This is a genomic window from Pseudonocardia hispaniensis (assembly GCF_042658695.1).
In the GTDB taxonomy this organism is placed as follows: domain Bacteria; phylum Actinomycetota; class Actinomycetes; order Mycobacteriales; family Pseudonocardiaceae; genus Pseudonocardia; species Pseudonocardia hispaniensis.
The window spans coordinates 1-17,919 of the sequence record NZ_JBHSQW010000026.1 but is presented as its reverse complement, the minus strand read 5'-3'; the positions used below and the strand labels follow the sequence as shown (position 1 = coordinate 17,919).

The following is a 17,919-nucleotide window of genomic DNA, read 5'->3' as shown; positions in this document are numbered from 1 at the left end:
AGCGCCCCCTGTGAGTGCGTAACAGTGTTAGAACACTGTTACGCACTCACAGGGGGCGGGGCCAGGGCGGAGTGGACGAGCTCCCAGAGCACCTGGTAGACGGTGGTCTGCGCCTCCTGGATGCGGTGCACCGACGCCGAGGGCATGACGAACAGGTGGTCGATCTCGCCCCGTTCGGCGGCCTCGGCCATCTGACCGCCGGAGTAGCCGGCCAGCCCGATGGTCAGCATCCCGCGCTCGTGCGCCGCCGCCAGCCCCCGCAGCACGTTCGCCGACCCGCCACTGGTCGACAGCGCGAGCGCGATGTCCTCCGGCCGGCCGGCGGCGGCCAGCGGACGGGCGAAGACGACCTCGAACCCGACGTCGTTGGCGAGCGCGGTCAGCGTGGCGACGTCGCCGGGTAGGGCCACCGCCGGAAGTGGACGCCGTCCGGGGCCCGGATCGACGTAGAGCGAGGCGACGGCCAGCGCGTCCGTGCTCGAACCGCCGTTGCCGAAGACGTACAGCCTGCCGCCGCGGGCGAACCGCTCGGCCACCGCGGTCGCGCATGCCGCCAGCGACCCGGCCGCGGCGGCGAGCACCTCCGCACGCAGCCGCTCGATCTCGGCGACCTTCTCCCGGGTCGAGCGCGCCACGTCCGCGAGCAGCTCGGCGCGGTCGGCGGAACCGGCGTACAGGAAGGGGTACAGCGACTCGGTCGTCATCGGTCCGCCTCCGACGCCCGATGCGACACCGCGATCGCCTCGCCGGCGTGCACCAGCAGGACGTCGCCCAGCCGCGCGTCCACCAGCGCGACGCTGATCTCCTCGGCTGCCCCGCCGCCCGGGTCGACCAGGGCGAGCCCGTCGTCGAGCAACTGAAGCACGGTCGCCTCGACGGCGACATCCGCGCAGGTGATGCAGGTCGGCCCCGCACAGGGCTGGCGGGAGTGGTTCATGTCAGCACCTCCGGGGCGTCGAGGAAGACGTGCACGAGCTCCCACAACACGTGGTAGGCGGTCACGTGGGCTTCGCGGACCACGCGAGCGTCGGCCGACGGCACGACGATCACGTGGTCGAGTCCCGGCACTCGCGCCATCACGCCGCCGCTGCCGTCGGCTCCGGCGCCGAGCAGCGCCACGGTCAACATCCCCGACCGCGCTGCCTGCGCGAGCGCCTCCGCGTGCCGCGCCGATGCCCCGTCCGGGGAGAACGCCAGCGCGATGTCATCCGGCCCACCGAACATCGCCACGGTGGTCGCGGATCCGCCGTCCGGCAGCCCGTACGCGGGCAGCGCCCGCTTACCCATGATCACCGGGTGCACGAACTCCACGACGACGTGTGCCGCGTCGGCCGCCGCCGGGCCCGTTCCCATGGCGAGCAGCCGCCCACCGCGGTGAAACCGCTGCGCCATCGCGTGGCAGGCCGCCGCCAGTGCGTCGGCGTCAGTACCCAGCGCGGCGACCGGCGCGGTACGCCGGGCGAACACCGCCCTCACGGTCTCGGCTGTCACCGCGGTCGTGACAGCGCTCATCACCCACCCCCTCGCGTCCGAACCGCCGGTCGGCGGCCACCACCCGGGCGTATCGGTCCAGGAAGACGTGCAGTACCTGATGGATGCGTTCGAGTCCCTGCGCCTGTGCGTCGAGGTGCGCCACGCCGTCGGCGGTCAGGTGGTAGGTCCGCCGGGCCGGGCCGACGTCGGAGGTCTGCCATTCCGAGCGGACCAGCCCCTGGCGTTCCAGACCACGCAGCGCCCGGTAGACGCCGCCCGCGTCGCCGTCACCGTCGTGCATCGGTCGCAACCGCGCCGCCAGCTCGTAGCCGTGATCGGGGCGTTCCCGAAGGAGCAGCAGCAGACACGGCTGGAGGAAGTTCCTCGGCTCCAGTTCGGCCATCGACGGTCCCCGGGTCAGCGCTGGTGAACGGATCGTCCGCCCGATGCTTCCACCAGGTGAGGGGAATCACAAGATAGCTGGCGGCTGCCGTCAGGCCGACGCGCAGCGCGGATGGTCGCTTCTCAGCTCACCCGGACCGGGTCCCCGGTCCGGACCGTCCCGGGCTCCAGCACCTCCAGATACACCCCGACGCAGGGCAGCACCCCGAACCCGGGCACGTCCACCTTGTTCTGCGCGATCGGCGCCCGCAGCGCCTGCGGGGCCCGCCCCAGCTCGCCGTGCTCCAGCGTGGGTACCGAGCACCGCGGGGTCGGCAGGATGCCCCGGGCCCGGACCTCGCCGATCCGGATCTCCCGGCCCACCCAGTCGGTCTCGGCGTAGGCGGCGAAGTCGGGCGGCGTGCTGACCACCAGATTGGGCCGGTACCGCAGGGTCTCGACGCCGATCGCGTCCACGGTGCCGGTGGTGACCAGGTGCAGCGGCGCGTAGTCGACGAAGGTGGCGCCCGGGGCGCCCTGGGAGATCTCCAGGAGCTGGTAGTCGACCTCGGCGTCGACGCCGTGCTCCAGCACGTCCTCCGGGGCGGGCCGCTCGACCTCCGCCCCGGCCGGCCGCTCCCCGGCCAGGTGCACCTTGCGGCCGAGCAGGTCGGAGAGCAGCTCGTCGATCCCGGGGTCGTCGGCGGTCACCTGGCGCCCGTCCGGCAGCGTGATGGTGACCCCGTCGGGCCCGCGGCGCGCGGCGTACGACAGCAGCCGCCGCCACCGCCGCGGGTGCTTGGCGGTGGCCACCCGCCCGGTCTCGACGTCGAGCAGGGCCAGCCTGCGGTCGCCGTCGGCTCCGCGCTCGTCGACCGCGAGCGACGCGACGTCTTCGCCGAGCATCGACTTGACCGGGTAGCGGCGCAGCGCTGCGACCTTCATCCGTACTCCTCACACCCTCGCGGACCGGCGGCCGGGCACCGCCGACGGGGTTCACCCGAACGAGCAGATCCCCGCGGAACCTATCGACCGGGACGCCGGTGGCGCGAGACCCGTGGCCGGACCGGCCCGAGCCGCGGACGGCGGATCAGCCGGTGGGCGGGTCGGCGAACCATCCGAACTCACCCTCCCCGTAGTCCGGTGGCGGCGGCGTAGGACCCTTCTCCACGAAGAACTCGACGTCCCCGTCCTCGGTCCGCCGGAAACCCAGGCGGCGCACCAGGTTTCCGCAGTCACCGGAAACGCTGCCGAGCGCCCCCATCGCGTGGATCTGCGTCATCGAGAGCGCTTCCGCCATGGGGTCTGGATAGTGCGCATAGTACCGGCGTCCCTGTAATTCCAGGTACTCCCGCAGCAGGTCCGCGGGGAGGTCGAACACGGGTGTATCCCTGAAGTGGTTCTCGATGTCCGAGCCGACCTCCAGACTCTCGGTCGATTCGATCGCGGTGAAGGTGAACCCGTCCCCCTCCAGAAACCGAAGAAGCTCCGACCTGAGGGCCTGGGGATCGGACATGTCGACGTCGATCACTTGAACCTCGCTCATAGCCACCTACCGAAACTGCCTGTCGTGGGGAAATGCAGTGATGATGTTGTTGTGATCGACCGCCACGATCATCCTGACAATCCGTTGCCGAACGACCTGGTTGGTCCGCACGTTGCGCAGGAAGATGACACGCGACAGACAGGCTTTACCTCCGCCCCTCGGAACCGCCTTGTCCGGGTCACGAGAAATGGCATCCATGGCCAGATCCGCGACATCGCGCCAGTTCTGATAAGTCCCTGCCGCCCTGTTCTCGAAATCAGCTCGGTGGTTCGCGACGATATGTCGATACCCGTATTTGACATTTCCACAGCGGAGGTGGTAGTTGATCCGCGGTGATGCGGAGTAATGGGCAACCTCCTTCGACTCCGGGGTGCTGTTTCCGCATGCACCCCACGGCGTCGAGGCCTGCGCACCGCCGCGGCACAGGCCAGGAGCCGCGCACGTCCACCAATATTCACCGATCGTGCCCTGTCCCCGTCGATCTGATCCGGCACCCGAGACGCGGACGTATCGCCAGGATCGCGATCGGACGAGATCACGACGCCGACCCGAACGGTGACACTCGCTCCGAACGCTCCCGGCGATCGAGGGCGCGGCGGCGGCCGCAGCGCGACCGCCGCCGTCGATGCCGGGCAACCCGTGCCACCCCGCAGCCGACATCCGAACCCGACACGACGTCGGGTCAGGACCTATGCCAGCCCGTTGGCGGCGAGCCAGTTCTTCGCGACGGTCGCGGGGCTCGGCTTGGTGTCCGAGGCCGCCTCGGCGTTGAGCTTGCTCAGTTCCTCGGTGGTGAGCTTGGCCGAGATGGCGTTGAGCACCTGCTTCGCGGTGTCGCTCGCCTTGGCCTTGTTGATCAACGGGACGACGTTCTGCGCGGCGAAGTTGTTCTTCGGATCGTCGAGCACGACGAAGTCGTTGGCCGGGATCGAGGCATCGGTGGTGAACAGGTCCGCGGCCTGCACATCACCGTTGCGCAGCGCGGCAACGGTCAGCGGGCCGCCGGCGTCGAGCGAGCGGTACTCCTTGAAGGTGCAGCCGTAGGTCGTGGCCAGGCCGGGGATGCCGTCGGGCCGGGTCTGGAACTCCGGCGGGCCGCCGAAGACCAGCTCGCCGCAGCGCGGCGCGAGGTCGGCGATCGAGGTCACGTTCAGCCGGGTGGCGGTGTCGCGGGTGACGACGACGGCGTCCTTGTCCTCGGCGCTCGACTTGTCCAGCACGATGAGGTTCTGCGGCAGCGCGGCCTGCAGCGCGGTGTAGACCTCGTCCGGCTGGGTCTGCGGCGCGCTCGGGTTCAGGTACTGCAGCAGCACGCCGGTGTACTCGGGGATCAGGTCGATCGACCCGTCCTGCAGCCCGGGGTAGTAGGTCTCCCGGCTGCCGATGCTCGCCCGCATCTCGGTCTGGACGCCCTTGGCCTGCAACGCCTGGGCGTAGATCTCGGCGAGGATCTGGCTCTCGGTGAAGTTCGCCGAGCCGACGATGATCTTCTCGGCGGACGCGGTCGTGCCCGCGCCGCCGTCGAGGGGGTTACCGCCGCCGCCGCACGCGGTCAGCGCCAGCGCGCCGGCGGCCAGCAGCACGAGGCCGCGGAAGATCATGGAGCGTCTCATCGGGTCTCCTCCCGGGTCGGGATCAGGCCGCCCGCGCGGCGGGGTCGGCGGTCTTCGGGGCGGGGACGGCGCGCGGCCCGCGGCGCCCGGGAACGGCGCGCAGTCCCGGGGAGACCAGGAGCTTCTGCAGCCCGGCCAGCACCAGGTCGGCGACGATCGCCAGCAGCGCGACGAGGATCGAACCGGCGATCATCTGCGGGTAGTCCCGGACGGCCAGCCCGTCGATGATGAACCGGCCGAGCCCGCCGAGGGCGACGTACGCGGCGATCGTCGCCGTCGAGATCACCTGCAGGACCGCGCTGCGGACCCCGCCGATCATCAAGGGCAGCGCGTTGGGCAGCTCGACGCGCAGCAGCACCGCCCGGCCCCGCATCCCCATTCCCAGCGCGGCGTCGACGACGGCGGGGTCGACGTTACGCACCCCGGCGTAGGTGCCGGCCAGCACCGGCGGGATGGCCAGGATGACCAGCGCGACCAGCGGCCCGAGCAGGCCGATCCCGATGAACCCGGCCAGCAGCACCAGCAACCCGAGTGTCGGCAGCGCGCGCAGCCCGTTGGCCGAGCCCACCACGAGGAACCCGCCCCGGCCGCTGTGCCCGATCCAGGCGCCCAGCGGGATGGCCACGGCCATCGCGATGAGCAGCGTCAGCACCGTGTAGCCGAGGTGTTCCACCAGCCGCGCCGCGATGCCCTGCGGGCCCGGCCAGTGCGCGGGGTCGAACAGCCAGCCGACGTAGTTCATGCCCCGCTCCCCGCGGTCTGCCGCAGGCGGGCCCACGGGGTCAGCACCCGGCCGAGCGCCAGCAGCAATCCGTCGAGCGCCAGCGCCAGCGCCAGTACCAGCACGATGCCCGCGGTGATCTCCTGGGGGATGTCGCGCTGGAAGCCGTCGGTGAACATCCGGCCCAACCCGCCGAACCCGATCACCGACCCGACGGTCACCAGGCTGATCGCCGAGACCGCGGCGACCCGCAGCCCGGCGACGATGACCGGCACCGCCATCGGCAGCTCAACGGCGAGAAACCGGCGCACCGGCGAAAAGCCCATCGCGGTGGCCGCGTTCACCACCACCTGTGGGACGGCGGCGAGGGCGTCGGCGACGGTGCGTACGAGCAGCGCCACGGTGTAGATGGTCAGCGCGACGATCACGTTGACCGGATCGAGGATCTGGGTGCCGAGCACGACGGGCAACAGCACGAACAGCGCCAGCGACGGGATCGTGAACAGCAGCCCGGCGGCGTTGACCAGCACCGCCCGGCCGGCCCGCGTCCGGTTCGCCAGCCAGCCCAGCGGGAGCGCGATGAGCAGCCCGAACAGCAGCGGGGGCAGCGACAACCCGAGATGCTGGATGGTCAGCTCCCGGATGAGCTCCAGGTTGCCCGACACCCAGGTCACGTCGACACCTGGTTCACACCGCCGCCCCGGCTCGGCGCGCGTCGGCGAGCGCCGCCAGCACGTCGTCGGCGCCGACGGAGCCGAGCACCCGGCCCTCGTCGTCGACGGCCACGCCGCGGCCCGACGGCGAGGAGAGCGCGGCGTCGAGCGCGGCGCGCAGCGAGCCCGCACCGGTGTCGTACAGCGATCCGCCGGGGACCAGATCGTCCGGGTCCACCGGGGCGCCGCCCGCGGCGCCGCCGTCGAACCAGCCGAGCGGGCGGCGATCGCCGTCCACGACCAACGTCCAGCCCTCCGGCGGCGCCGGCTCGCCCACCCGGACCGTGGGCAGCTCGCCGATGGGCAGCCCGTCGCAGGACACGAAGCTGAGCCCGCGGTAGCCGCGGTCGCGGCCGACGAAGGAGTCGACGAAGCCGTCGGCGGGCCGGGACAGCAACACCCCCGGCTCGTCGTACTGGGCGAGCACCCCGCCGGTGCGGAACACCGCGACCTTGTCCCCGAGCTTGACGGCCTCGTCGATGTCGTGGGTGACGAACACGACCGTCTTACCCAGCTCCGACTGCAGCCGCAGCAGCTCGTCCTGCAGGCTCGCCCGCACCACCGGGTCGACCGCGCTGAACGGTTCGTCCATGAGCAGCACGGGCGGGTCGGCGGCCAGCGCCCTGGCCACCCCGACCCGCTGCTGCTGGCCACCGGAGAGCTGGGCGGGGTAGCGCTTGGCCAGCTCCGGGGCCAGCCCGACCAGGTCCATCAGCTCGACGGCCCGGGCGCGGGCACGCCGCTTGCCCCAGCCGAGCAGCATCGGCACGGTCGCCACGTTGTCCAGGATCGTGCGGTGCGGAAACAGCCCCGCCTGCTGGATCACGTAGCCGATGCCGCGCCGCAGCCGCGCCGGATCGCGGGAGGCGATGTCCGTGCCGTCGACCAGAATCGTGCCCGCGGTCGGCTCGATCATCCGGTTGACCATCCGCAGCGAGGTCGTCTTACCGCAGCCCGACGGGCCGACGAACACCGTGATCCGGCCCGCGTCGACGACGAGACTGAGCCGGTCGACCGCTGTCGTGCCGTCGGGGAACCGCTTGGTCACCTCCCGGAACTCGATCATCCGGGTGACCTCCGTGATCGCGGACGATCGCTTGCCGACCGTCCCGTTCGCCCGAGGCTAGCCCGGTCGAGCGACAGCTGCGAGCACCGTGACCGGACTGCGATCAAGAACCTAGCCGTCGACGAGCGCCGGCGTGGGCAGCCGGTCGCCGGACAGCAGCGCGCGCATCGCGTCGGCACGCAGCGGCCTGGAGAACAACCAACCCTGGTAGGCGTCCACCCCGATCCCGCGCAGCACATGAAACTGCTCGGTCGTCTCGACGCCCTCCGCGACCGTAAAGCGGCCCATCGCCCGCGCCATGTCAACGACGGCCCGGGCCACGGCGAAGTCAGCCGGATCGTTCCCGACGCCGGCGACGAACGCCCGGTCGACCTTCACCGTCTGCGCGGGCAGCTGTTTGAGCCGGGCCAGCGACGAGTAGCCGGTGCCGAAGTCGTCGACGGCGAACCGCACGCCCCGGCCCGCCAGCTCCGCCATCGCGGCCAGCGCGTGCGGCGGCAGCGCGACCAGGCTCGTCTCCACCAGCTCGCACACCAGCCGGTCCCACGCCAGACCGGCCTGTTCGACGGCCGCCGTGACGAGATCGAGAAAGCCCGGGTCGGCCGGCAGCAGCCCGGCCAGGTTGACGGCCACCGCCACCGGACGGTCCCGGTGCAGCGGCCAGCTCGCGGCCTCCCGCGCCGCCGTGCGCAGCACCCACAGGTCGAGCTCGCGCAGCAGGCCGCCCCGCTGGGCGACGGGCAGGAACTCGGCCGGGGAGATCAGGCCGTGCTCCGGATGCGGCCACCGCACCAGCGCCTCCGCGGTCAGCACCGTCCCGTCCGGGGCGACGACCGGCTGGTACTCCAGCACCAACCGGTCGTCCGCGATCGCCGCGCGCAGTTCCGCCTCCCGCTCGAGCTGCCCGGTCGCGGAGCGCACGACGCCGTCGGTGGCGATCCCGATGCCGCCGCGGGAGCGCCGCTTCGCCTCGTGCATCGCGACCTCGGCGAAGCGCAGCAGGTCGGCGGCCCTGATCGGGGTCCCGTCGTCCTGCGGTGCGGGTGTCGCGAGCCCGACCGACGCGGTGAGATGCACCGGCCTGCCGTGCACCGTCACCGTGGTGCGCAGCAGGTCGGCCACCGTGCGCGCCAGCGCGTCCGGACCGCCCGCCTCCCCATGGTCGGCGCAGATGACGACGAACTCGTCACCGGACAGCCGCGCCGCGGTGCAGCCGAACGGCAGCTCCCGCTGCAGCCGCCCGGCCAGCCTCACGAGCAGGTCGTCGCCCGCCTCATGCCCCAGGGACGAGTTGACGCGTGCGAAGTCGTCGAGGTCGCCGCAGACGAGCGCGACCTGGTCGCGCGCCGGGCCGGCCAGCAGCCCGTCGACCAGCTCCAGCGCGGCGGCCCGGTTCGGCAACCGGGTCAGCTCGTCGACGGTCCCGGCGGTGCGCAGCAGTTCGGCCGCCCGCCTGCGCTCGTCGATATCGGTGCAGGCGAGCAGCCAGTGGACGCTCCCGTCGTCGGCCGGGGTCATCGACACCCCGACCTCGCACCACACTCGGGTGCCGTCGCCGCGCAGCAACGGCACCGCCGCGAGCCGGTAGGCGTGCGCGGCACCCGGCGGCACCCGGCGCAGCCAGTCGGGGAGACCGTCGGGACCGAGCTGCTCGGGCTCCGCTGCGAGCGAACCGGCCATGCTGCCGCGCAGCCGCTCCAGCGGAACGTCGAGCAGCGCGCACAGCGCGGGGTTGGCGTCGATGATCCGGCCGCTCGGATCGATCAGGCCGATTCCGTTGGGTACGAGGGCCATCAGGTCGGCGAAACGCTCGCCGTGGGTGCCCACCCGGCTGTCGGCGAGCCACTCGGCGCCCTGGCCGCGGACCGTGCCGATCAGCCGGACCGGGGTGCCGTCCTGGGCTCGTTCGACGTACGCGCGGCAGGTCAGTACCCGATCACCGGGCAGCGGGAGATCGACGTGATGGTCCGGCGCCCGGGCCCCGGCGCGCAGCGCCTGACACAGCAGCGCCACCTGCTCGCCCTCGATCGGTCCCGGCCCGGCGTCGGGGTCGATGCCCACCGAACGATAGAGCTCCAGCAGCGTCTCGCTCCGGGTGAGCCTCGCGGTGCCGAGGTCGTAGCTCCAGGTGCCGGCCCCCGCGAGCCGTTCCAGTTCGGCCGTCCAGCAGTGGGCGGCGTGGTCGTCCAGCTCGACCAGCAGCACCATCTGCCGGTCACCGGACAGCTCCCATCGGATCGCCCGGACCCGCACCAGCGCGCGGTCGGTCCGCAGGAGCCGGGCATCGGCGTCCGAACCGACGAGGAGCTGCGGAAGACGCAGGCCCAGCGGGCTGTCCCTGGGCTCGTCGAGCCGCCTGCCCGCGAGCCGCCAGAAGGCAGGGTTGGCCTGCAGCAGCCGCCCGGAGCGGTCGCACACCACCGCGGGGGTCGCCGGGAGCGCGACCTCGCCGCTCCCGGCCTCGGCCGGAGGGACCGGCCGTGGCGGATACGGCTCGGTCCTGGGCTCGACCGGCGCCGGGACGGCGACCTCGGCGGCGACCACGGCGGCCGGGGGCACGGCGGCGCCCTGCGGTTCGGCGACCCGGGGGCGCCGGGAGATCGCCCTGGCGAGCTGGCTCGCGAACCGGAGCGTCTCGGGGCGCAGCCCTCCGCCGAGGGCCTGTTCGGACCGCCGCAGATCCGCGCGGGTCACGGGGCCGGACGTCACCGGCGAGCCGCCCGCACGGTCCCCGGGGGAAAGGTCGGACTCGCCGTGCCGAACCGCTCGGTCGCTGCGCTGACCCATGGCTCCCCCACCGCTGTGCTGATGTTCCATCCAGCACAACGACGGACTCGCCCGGTCGATCCGCCCAATCCGCCTGGTCGGGCTAATGACCCGCGAACGGGCGGGTACGCAGCGTAAAGATCACTACCCGGAGTGGGTATCCGCCGCGGCGGCGACCGCGGCGGCGACCGCTGGTGCCACCCGCGGGTCGAACGGGCTCGGAACGATCCGGTCGGCGGCCAGATCGTCGGCGGCGACCGAGAAGATCGCCTCCGCCGCGGCGAGCTTCATCCGCTCGGTGATCCGGCGCGCGCCGGCATCCAGCGCACCGCGGAAGACCCCCGGGAAGGCGAGCACGTTGTTGATCTGGTTCGGGTAGTCGCTGCGGCCGGTCGCGACGATGGCCGCGTAACGCGCCGCGACATCCGGATGCACCTCCGGGTCCGGGTTGGACAGCGCGAACACCATGGCGTCCGGTGCCATCGCGGCCACCAGTTCCTCGGGCACCCGGGCGCAGGACAGGCCGACGAACACGTCCGCGCCGGTCAGCGCCTCGGTGATACCGCCGGTGACCCCGCGCGGGTTGGAGATCGCGGCGAGCTCGCCCTTGACCCCGCCCCGGTCCGCGGTGAGCACTCCGCGGGAGTCGAGCAGGATGACGTCGGTCACCCCCGCGGCAAGCAGGATCCTGGCGCACGCCACCCCGGCCGCGCCCGCACCGGAGATGACGACCTTGAGCCGCGTCAGGTCCCGGCCGCCGACGGCGCAGGCGCCGCGCAGGGCCGCGAGCAGCACGATCGCGGTGCCGTGCTGGTCGTCGTGCATGACCGGGCAGTCGAGCGCCTCGATCAGCTTGGCCTCCAACTCGAAGCAGCGGGGCGCCGCGACGTCCTCCAGGTTGACCGCGCCGAAACTCGGGCGCAGCCGCACCAGGGTTTCGACGATCTCGTCGACGTCGGTCGTGTCCAGCACGATGGGGATCGAGTCGAGCTGGGCGAACGTCTTGAACAGGGCCGACTTGCCCTCCATCACCGGCAGCGCGGCGCGCGGGCCGATGTTGCCGAGGCCGAGCACCGCGGTCCCGTCGCTGACCACGGCGACGAGCCGGTTGGCCCAGGTGTAGTGGGCGGCCTGGCCAGGATCGGCGGCGATCTCCCGGCTGACCTCGGCGACTCCCGGCGTATAGGCGATGGCGAGATCGCGGGGATCGCGCAGCGGTGCGGTGAGGCCGGTGGCGAGCTTGCCACCGCGATGAGCTTCGAAGATCTCCGCACGCGTCGGGTCACCCAGGCGCGGATCAGCGTGGCGGGCCGGGACGTGGGTTGCGCTCAGCCGCTCGGGAGCGGTCGTCATGGAAGGCCTCTTCCCTCGGTTCCTTCGGTGCGATGTAACGAGGCGCCTCGTGCGCCCACTTGCCGTGCACCGGAGGTCGCGGGTATCGGCCCTTTCGCGGTGCCGGACGACCCTCAGGCCCGCCGCGGGATGGCGCAGCGCGTGCCTCGGGGGTTCGGCGGTCGGATAACGCCAGATGATAGCCGCGGTTGGCCGTTTTCGTCCGTAGGCTCCGTCACGCGGTGCTTTCCCACCCATGATCATCATCTCGGCAGCGGGAACCGCGGCTGTCGCGGCTCGCCGCTCCCGAACGTCGATCACCGCGAGATGGGCCTGGCCCGCAGCCGCCCGGGTCGCGGCCAGAGCCGTCGCCGGACCACGGCGAGCACCTCGGCGGCGCCGAGCTGACGGGAGTCGGTGGAGCCGTCGGGGTTGTCGCCGAGCACCCACCATCCGTCCACCTCGCGACGCTCGGCGCGCTTCACCGACAGCTGGTCCGGCCGGCCCGCCCAGCGGACGAGAACCACATCGCCGGGGGTGACGACAGAACCGAACCGGACGAGCACCACGTCACCGTCGCTCAGCGTCGGGGCCATCGACGGGCCGCGCACCGCGACCCGCCGCCATCGACCCATCCCGGGGCCACCCTCCCGCCGTCTCTGGTCTGCTCCGCACCGAGCCCGAGGGTAGTGTTGGCCCAGCCAGAACGATCACTATCCAGGGAGGACCCATGCGGATTCTGTCCCGCATTCTCCGCCCGCGGCTGGAGGCCACCGCGCACTGCGACCTCCCCTGCGGCGTGTACGACCCGGCGCAGGCCCGGATCGAGGCCGAGTCGGTGAAGGCGATCCAGGAGAAGTACCAGGCCAACGACGACCCGACGTTCCGGGCGCGGGCGATCGAGATCAAGGAGCAGCGCTCCGAACTGGTCAAGCACCACCTGTGGGTGCTGTGGACCGACTACTTCAAGCCCCCGCACTTCGAGAAGTACCCCCAACTGCACGAGCTGTTCAACAAGGCCACCAAGGCCGCGGGAGCGGCCGGCACCAAGTCGTCGAACGACCCGAAGACCGGCCAGGAGCTGCTGGACTACATCGCCCAGATCGACAAGATCTTCTGGGAGACCAAGCAGGCGGCCTGACCCCCCGAGCCTCGAAGGCGGCGCCGGCTACGGGAGCACACCCCGTCGGTCGGCGCCGCTTGTCGTTGGCGCAGGTATCTGGGACGGGCGGCGAGTTCGCCGCGCTGAGCCAGGCCTCCGGGCGAGGGCCGGCACCGCGGCGCACCGCGGTCAGCCGAGCCGCAGCGCCGTGCAGCGCCATCCCCCGTCGTCGAGCTCGAAGCGCGCGGCCAGGGCGCGGATCCGGCCGCCGAACCGGCACACCGCGGCGGTCTCGGCGACCCCCGTGCGGGGCAGGTCGAGCCGCAGCGAGCACAGCCGCCCCGCCCGGTCGTGGCGCAGATCGGGCCGGTCAACGGCGGCCGTCACGTAGCGCAGCACCGCCGGCGCGACGTACGGCTCGAGATGCGGCGCAGGGCGGCGCCCATCGAGGACCTCGAGCACGAACTGCAGGACCTGCCTCGCCCGGCGCCGGGCGGCTCCGTCCTCCAGGGTGGGTTGCGGCCGCGGCAGCGGGACCGACGGCGCGGGCCGCACCGTGGCCAGCGCCAGCTGCGCGCCGTCCGGCGCGGGATCCGGTTCGTACTGGAGCCGGCGCAGCCGGGGGCGGCGCTGCTCGGAACCTCGCGGACCGGGGGCGGCGAGCGCGGCGGTCGTCATGGGACGAGCGTGCGGGGGCGAACCGGACGCGGGGGCGAATTGCCTCCGAAACACCCCATACTATTTGCTGCCATATGGTTAAGCGCCATACGGTTAGTGCTGTGACCACCGCCGAGGCCTTCTTCGAGAGCCGACCGGACCGGATGCCGCTGGGCAAGCTGCTGGTGTGGACCGGCCGCGCGGTCGGTTGCCACTACCAGCGCGCCGTCGCCGCCCAGGGGCTCACCTCGACGTCGATCGGCGTGCTCGGCGTGCTGGGCCATTGCGAGGGCCTCTCCCATCGGGAGCTCGCCGGCCGCCTCGGGGTCACCCCCGCCACGCTGACCCCGGTGATCGATGCCCTGGAGGAGGCCGGGCAGCTGCGCCGCGAGCGCGACCGCCACGACCGGCGGGTCGTCCGGCTGTCGCTCACCGAGGCCGGCCGGGACCGGCTGGTAGCCGCGTTCGCCCAGGTGGTGACCGCCTTCCGGGAGAAGCTGCCGCATCCGCCACCCGATCAGGCCGAGATCATCCGGCAGTACCTGCTCGGGGTGCTCGATGCGATCAAGGACGAGGGGGAGTCGTGACGAGAGAACCGGCCGTCGAGGTTCGCGAGTTGGTGAAGCGCTATCCGAAGAGCCCGGCCAACGCGGTGGACGGGCTGAGTTTCGCCGTCGAGCGCGGCGAGGTGTTCGGGCTGCTCGGCCCCAACGGCGCCGGGAAGACCACGACCGTCGGGGTGCTCACCACCCGAGTACTCCCGACCGGCGGGAGCGCGCGGATCGCGGGTCTGGACGTGGTCGCCGACGCCGTCGCTGTGCGGTCGCGGCTCGCGGTCGTCCCGCAGCGGGTGAACCTCGACCGTTCGCTCTCGGTACGCGACAACCTGGTCTTCCATGCCGCCTACCACGGCGTCGGACGGGCCGAGCGCAACCGCCGAGCCGACGCGCTGCTGGATCGGATGGGCCTGCGGGACAAGGCCAAGGCAATGGCCGATGATCTTTCCGGCGGACAGAGCCAGCGAGTGATGATCGCCCGAGGGCTCATGCACCGGCCCGAGGTGCTCTTCCTCGACGAGCCGTCGACCGGGCTGGACCCGCAGGCCCGGCTGTTCGTGCACGACCAGGTGCGGAAGCTGCGCGACGAGGGCGTCACGATCGTGCTCACCACCCACGACATGGACGAGGCCCAGAAGCTCTCCGACCGGGTCGGCATCGTCGACCACGGCAGGCTGCTCGCGCTCGACACACCGGCCGGGCTGATCCGGTCGCTGCCCGGCTGCGGCACCGTCGAGGTCACCGTCGCACCGGGAAGCAGGCCCGGGGACGACCTCGTCGCCCGGCTGTTCGAGCTGCCGGGGGTCGAACGCGTCGAACAGCTTGCCGCGGCCACGGTGTCCGCGCCGTTGCCGGGCGGGCCGCAGCGGGTGGACGGCCCCGGCCGGATCGCCGCGCCGCCCGCGCCCACCGCTCCCGGCACCGACATCCGGCTGCGGCTCTATGTCGACACCGAGCCCGCCGCCCTCGTCGGCCCGGTCGTCGCGCAGCTGAGCTCGCTCGATGCCCAGGTCAGCGACCTTTCCCTGGGCGAGCCGAGTCTCGAGGACGTCTTCATCTCGTTGACCGGGAGGGATCTGCGGTGACCATGACCGGCAACGGGCAGGTGCCCGCGCGCATCGCCCCCACCGGCCCCTGGCGCACGTTTCGCGCGGTCCTGGGCCGGGACGTGTACGTCACCGGCAAGGAGCTGCCCGCGTTCCTCGCGCAGGTGCTCATCCAGCCGTTCTTCTTCCTGTTGGTGTTCGTCGTCGTGCTCGGCCGCGGCGGGTTCGTCTCGCCCGACTACGGCTCGATCATGCTGCCCGGCCTGCTGGCCATGAACGCGATGTTCGCCGCGCTGCAGGCCGTGGCGTTCCCGCTGGTCTTCGAGTTCTCCTGGTCCCGCGAGATCGAGGACCGGCTGCTCGCCCCGATGCCGATCCCGCTCGTGGCCGTCGAGAAGATCGTCTATGCGGCGCTGCGCGGGATCGTGGCCAGCGTGCTCATGGTGCCGATCGGGCTGTTGATGGTCGACGCGCACTGGCCGGCGTCCGGGATCGGCCCAGCGCTGGTGATGGTCGTGCTGGGAGCGCTGCTGGGCGCGACGATGGGCATGGTCATCGGCACCGCCGTACCCCCGCGGCGGATCAACGTCCTGTTCGCGGTGATCTTCACCCCGCTCATGTTCACCGGGTCCGTGCAGTACCCCTGGAACTCCCTCGCCGATCTGCGCTGGTTCCAGGTGATCTCGGCACTCAACCCGCTGACGTACGTGAGCGAGGGGGTGCGCGCGGCCCTGGTGCCACAGGTTCCGCACCTGCCGCTGTGGCTGTGCGTCGTCGTCGCCGCAACATCGGTCCTCGTGCTGGCGCTGCTGGGCATCCGCGGCTTTCTACGGCGCGCGCTCGACTGATGCTCCGCGGACTGATCATGGACTACGGCGGGGTGCTCACCGACGGCGAGGCCGTGCTCGCCATCGTCCGGCGGGCCCGCGCCGCCGGGGTGCGCACCGCGCTGCTGTCCGAGGCCACCGGCGTGCCGGCCGACTGCGCCGCCCTGTTCGACGTCGTCGTGCTCGGGCCTACCGGTGGCGCACGCAAACCGGATCCCGCAGCGTTCCGGGCCACCGCAGACCTGCTGGGCCTGCCGGTGCCGGACTGCGTGGTGGTCGACGACCTGCCCGCGAACCTCGCCGGGGCGCGGGCCGCCGGTGCGGTGATCGTCCGCCACGAGGACCCGCACACCACCGTCGCCGAACTGGAGATCTTGCTCGGGCTCTGACGAGCGGAACCCGCAGCTGCGCGCCGCAGGTCCCGCTGGCGAGGTGACCCGACGCTCAGCCGGGCCGGTCACCCGGCGGAGGCTGCTCGCTCCGCGGAGGCTGGGGCGGCAGGTGCTCCTGCGAGCCGGCCGGCGGCGTCGGCGGTGCTCCCGGGACCGCCTCGGCCGGCGGCGGGGCCGCGGTCGTGTCGCCCTGGCCCGTCGCCCCCTTCATCTTGTCGACCGCCGAATCGATCTTTTCCTCGTGGCCGGGGTATCGGCCCTTTGCGACCTCGGCCGCCTTGTCCAGGCCCGCGTCGACCTTGTCGTCGTGCATACCCAGCAGCTGCTTGGCCTTGTCCAAGAAACCCATGCCGACCACAATGAGGCCCCGCCCGCGGGCGCGCAGCGCGAGCGTCATCCGTTCGGCCGAATACGCACATGATGTGGCCGGAGTTCGTCGACCCTGGTGACACCGATGAGCTGCAGCGTTCGCACGATCTGCGCGGCCAGGATCTCGACGGCCTTCGCCACCCCGCGCTGCCCGCCCGCCATCAGCCCGTAGAGGTAGGCGCGTCCGACCAGGGCGGCCCTGGCGCCGAGCGCGATGGCCGCCACGATGTCGCCGCCGTGCGTGACCCCGGTGTCGACGAGCACCTCGGCCCGGTCGCCGACCTCCGCGACCACCGGTGCGACCAGCTCCAGCGGCACCGGCGCCCGATCGAGCTGGCGCCCGCCATGGTTGGACAGCAGCACCCCGTCGACGCCCACATCGACCACCCGGCGCGCGTCGGCCACGCTCTGGATGCCCTTGATCACCAACTTGCCGTGCCACATCCCGCGCAGCCAGGCGATGTCGTCCATGGTCAACGCGGGGTCGAAGACCCGGTTGACCAGACCCGCGACGCTGCCGTCGGTGGAGCTCAGGCTGGCGAAGGTCAGCGGTTCGGTGGTGAGCAGGTCGAACCACCAGCGCGGGTGGAGCGCACCATCGACGAACGTCCGCAGGCTCAGCGCGGGCGGCACGCTCAACCCGTTGCGCACATCGCGCAACCGGGCCCCGGCGACGGGGGTGTCGACGGTGAGCAGCAGCGTGTCGTAGCCGGCCTCGGCGGCGCGCTGCACGAGGTCCTTGGCCGGCGCCCGATCCCGCCAGAGGTAGAGCTGGAACCACCGGCGGGCACCGGGCGCGGACGCGGCGACGGCCTCGATCGTGGTGGTACCCATCGTGGACAGCGTGAAGGGGATTCCGGCCTGCTCGGCGACGGCCGCCACCGCCCGCTCGCCCTCGTGATGCATCATCCGGGTGAACCCCGTCGGCGCGAAGGCGAACGGCAGCGCGGCCCGCGCGCCGAGGATGGTGCGGCCCGTGTCGATCAGCGACACGTCGCGCAACACCGTCGGCTGGAACTCGACCCTGGCGAACGCCCGCCGGGCCCGTTCCAGGCTCAGCTCGCCGTCGGCGGCCCCGTCGGCGTAGTCGAAGACGGCGCGTGGGGTGCGGCGGCGGGCGATCGCCCGCAGGTCGCCGATGGACGCGGCGCGGGCGAGCCTTCGTTCGGTCCCGTTCCGCAGGATCGGGGCGGGCCGCAGCAGCGGTCGCAGGTCCGCGGGACGGGGAATCCGGCGCTGCACCATGAACCCACCCTAGTGCCGTGACCACGAAGGTTCGCCGGGTTGGTGCATGACATCGGTGTAATCATGCAGCGGCGCGGTGCTGGGGCTGGCCCCAGCGGCGGTGGCGTTCGCTG

At 72.4% G+C, this 17,919-nt stretch carries 22 protein-coding genes; 5 read left to right on the top strand and 17 right to left on the bottom strand.

Annotation, left to right across the window (positions count from 1 at the left end; genetic code table 11):
- Nucleotides 1-38 precede the first annotated feature (38 nt).
- The 14 genes from ACFQE5_RS12660 to ACFQE5_RS12595 all read right to left on the bottom strand — a co-directional run bounded on the left by ACFQE5_RS12660 (nucleotide 39) and on the right by ACFQE5_RS12595 (nucleotide 12,246).
- Nucleotides 39-704 (bottom strand): D-sedoheptulose-7-phosphate isomerase, encoded by a 666-nt coding sequence (locus tag ACFQE5_RS12660; RefSeq protein ID WP_379585089.1) that lies wholly within the window; start codon nucleotides 702-704, stop codon nucleotides 39-41.
- Nucleotides 701-937 (bottom strand): HypC/HybG/HupF family hydrogenase formation chaperone, encoded by a 237-nt coding sequence (locus tag ACFQE5_RS12655; RefSeq protein WP_379585088.1) that lies wholly within the window; start codon nucleotides 935-937, stop codon nucleotides 701-703. The genes ACFQE5_RS12660 and ACFQE5_RS12655 overlap by 4 nt, the downstream gene beginning before the upstream one ends.
- Nucleotides 934-1,512, bottom strand: coding sequence for an SIS domain-containing protein (locus ACFQE5_RS12650; RefSeq protein ID WP_379585087.1), 579 nt, complete (start codon nucleotides 1,510-1,512; stop codon nucleotides 934-936). Before ACFQE5_RS12650 ends, ACFQE5_RS12655 begins: the two co-directional genes overlap by 4 nt.
- Nucleotides 1,424-1,876 (bottom strand): helix-turn-helix transcriptional regulator, encoded by a 453-nt coding sequence (locus tag ACFQE5_RS12645; protein ID WP_379585086.1) that lies wholly within the window; start codon nucleotides 1,874-1,876, stop codon nucleotides 1,424-1,426. The genes ACFQE5_RS12650 and ACFQE5_RS12645 overlap by 89 nt, the downstream gene beginning before the upstream one ends.
- 122 nt (nucleotides 1,877-1,998) lie before the next feature.
- Nucleotides 1,999-2,799 carry an MOSC domain-containing protein gene (locus ACFQE5_RS12640; RefSeq protein ID WP_379585085.1) on the bottom strand — a complete coding sequence of 267 codons (801 nt, stop codon included), beginning with the start codon at nucleotides 2,797-2,799 and terminating at the stop codon, nucleotides 1,999-2,001.
- Nucleotides 2,800-2,944: 145 nt separating this feature from the next.
- Nucleotides 2,945-3,385 (bottom strand): hypothetical protein, encoded by a 441-nt coding sequence (locus tag ACFQE5_RS12635; protein ID WP_379585084.1) that lies wholly within the window; start codon nucleotides 3,383-3,385, stop codon nucleotides 2,945-2,947.
- Between the two features lie 21 nt (nucleotides 3,386-3,406).
- Nucleotides 3,407-4,036: a hypothetical protein gene (locus tag ACFQE5_RS12630; protein WP_379585083.1), complete on the bottom strand. Its 630-nt coding sequence runs from the start codon at nucleotides 4,034-4,036 to the stop codon at nucleotides 3,407-3,409.
- A 53-nt stretch (nucleotides 4,037-4,089) separates the two neighbouring features.
- A complete protein-coding gene (locus ACFQE5_RS12625; RefSeq protein WP_379585082.1) occupies nucleotides 4,090-5,013 on the bottom strand; it encodes an ABC transporter substrate-binding protein in 924 nt (307 codons plus the stop codon).
- A gap of 22 nt (nucleotides 5,014-5,035) precedes the next feature.
- Nucleotides 5,036-5,755 (bottom strand): ABC transporter permease, encoded by a 720-nt coding sequence (locus ACFQE5_RS12620; protein WP_379585081.1) that lies wholly within the window; start codon nucleotides 5,753-5,755, stop codon nucleotides 5,036-5,038.
- Complete coding sequence (locus ACFQE5_RS12615) at nucleotides 5,752-6,408, bottom strand: ABC transporter permease (RefSeq protein ID WP_379585080.1); 657 nt, start codon at nucleotides 6,406-6,408, stop codon at nucleotides 5,752-5,754. The genes ACFQE5_RS12620 and ACFQE5_RS12615 overlap by 4 nt, the downstream gene beginning before the upstream one ends.
- 13 nt (nucleotides 6,409-6,421) lie before the next feature.
- On the bottom strand, nucleotides 6,422-7,513 hold the full coding sequence (locus tag ACFQE5_RS12610) for an ABC transporter ATP-binding protein (protein ID WP_379585079.1): 1,092 nt from the start codon (nucleotides 7,511-7,513) through the stop codon (nucleotides 6,422-6,424).
- 111 nt (nucleotides 7,514-7,624) lie between these two features.
- Nucleotides 7,625-10,207 carry a putative bifunctional diguanylate cyclase/phosphodiesterase gene (locus tag ACFQE5_RS12605; RefSeq protein ID WP_379585078.1) on the bottom strand — a complete coding sequence of 861 codons (2,583 nt, stop codon included), beginning with the start codon at nucleotides 10,205-10,207 and terminating at the stop codon, nucleotides 7,625-7,627.
- Nucleotides 10,208-10,423: 216 nt separating this feature from the next.
- Complete coding sequence (locus ACFQE5_RS12600) at nucleotides 10,424-11,632, bottom strand: NAD(P)-dependent malic enzyme (protein WP_379585077.1); 1,209 nt, start codon at nucleotides 11,630-11,632, stop codon at nucleotides 10,424-10,426.
- Between the two features lie 296 nt (nucleotides 11,633-11,928).
- Complete coding sequence (locus tag ACFQE5_RS12595) at nucleotides 11,929-12,246, bottom strand: S26 family signal peptidase (RefSeq protein WP_379585076.1); 318 nt, start codon at nucleotides 12,244-12,246, stop codon at nucleotides 11,929-11,931.
- A 95-nt stretch (nucleotides 12,247-12,341) separates the two neighbouring features.
- Between ACFQE5_RS12595 and sodN the strand changes: the two genes are divergently transcribed.
- Nucleotides 12,342-12,752, top strand: a complete 411-nt coding sequence (gene sodN, locus ACFQE5_RS12590; RefSeq protein WP_449301271.1) for a superoxide dismutase, Ni — start codon at nucleotides 12,342-12,344, stop codon at nucleotides 12,750-12,752.
- Nucleotides 12,753-12,902: 150 nt separating this feature from the next.
- On the opposite strand, the gene ACFQE5_RS12585 is transcribed toward sodN, so the two are convergent.
- Entirely contained in the window at nucleotides 12,903-13,391 is a 489-nt protein-coding gene (locus tag ACFQE5_RS12585) for an Rv3235 family protein (protein ID WP_379585075.1), read from the bottom strand.
- 101 nt (nucleotides 13,392-13,492) lie between these two features.
- Between ACFQE5_RS12585 and ACFQE5_RS12580 the strand changes: the two genes are divergently transcribed.
- From ACFQE5_RS12580 to ACFQE5_RS12565, 4 genes are read left to right on the top strand one after another with little or no spacing between them, the layout of a single operon-like run.
- Nucleotides 13,493-13,957, top strand: a complete 465-nt coding sequence (locus ACFQE5_RS12580) for a MarR family winged helix-turn-helix transcriptional regulator (RefSeq protein ID WP_379585074.1) — start codon at nucleotides 13,493-13,495, stop codon at nucleotides 13,955-13,957.
- Nucleotides 13,954-15,012 carry an ABC transporter ATP-binding protein gene (locus ACFQE5_RS12575; protein WP_379585073.1) on the top strand — a complete coding sequence of 353 codons (1,059 nt, stop codon included), beginning with the start codon at nucleotides 13,954-13,956 and terminating at the stop codon, nucleotides 15,010-15,012. The genes ACFQE5_RS12580 and ACFQE5_RS12575 overlap by 4 nt, the downstream gene beginning before the upstream one ends.
- Before the next feature lie 2 nt (nucleotides 15,013-15,014).
- Nucleotides 15,015-15,821: an ABC transporter permease gene (locus tag ACFQE5_RS12570; protein ID WP_379585221.1), complete on the top strand. Its 807-nt coding sequence runs from the start codon at nucleotides 15,015-15,017 to the stop codon at nucleotides 15,819-15,821.
- Nucleotides 15,821-16,189, top strand: coding sequence for an HAD-IA family hydrolase (locus ACFQE5_RS12565; RefSeq protein ID WP_379585072.1), 369 nt, complete (start codon nucleotides 15,821-15,823; stop codon nucleotides 16,187-16,189). The genes ACFQE5_RS12570 and ACFQE5_RS12565 overlap by 1 nt, the downstream gene beginning before the upstream one ends.
- A gap of 55 nt (nucleotides 16,190-16,244) precedes the next feature.
- Here ACFQE5_RS12565 and ACFQE5_RS12560 read toward each other — a convergent pair whose 3' ends face one another.
- Together ACFQE5_RS12560 and ACFQE5_RS12555 are read right to left on the bottom strand one after the other, a co-directional pair.
- Complete coding sequence (locus ACFQE5_RS12560; RefSeq protein ID WP_379585071.1) at nucleotides 16,245-16,541, bottom strand: antitoxin; 297 nt, start codon at nucleotides 16,539-16,541, stop codon at nucleotides 16,245-16,247.
- A gap of 44 nt (nucleotides 16,542-16,585) precedes the next feature.
- Nucleotides 16,586-17,806 (bottom strand): alpha-hydroxy acid oxidase, encoded by a 1,221-nt coding sequence (locus ACFQE5_RS12555; RefSeq protein WP_379585070.1) that lies wholly within the window; start codon nucleotides 17,804-17,806, stop codon nucleotides 16,586-16,588.
- Nucleotides 17,807-17,919 lie beyond the last annotated feature (113 nt).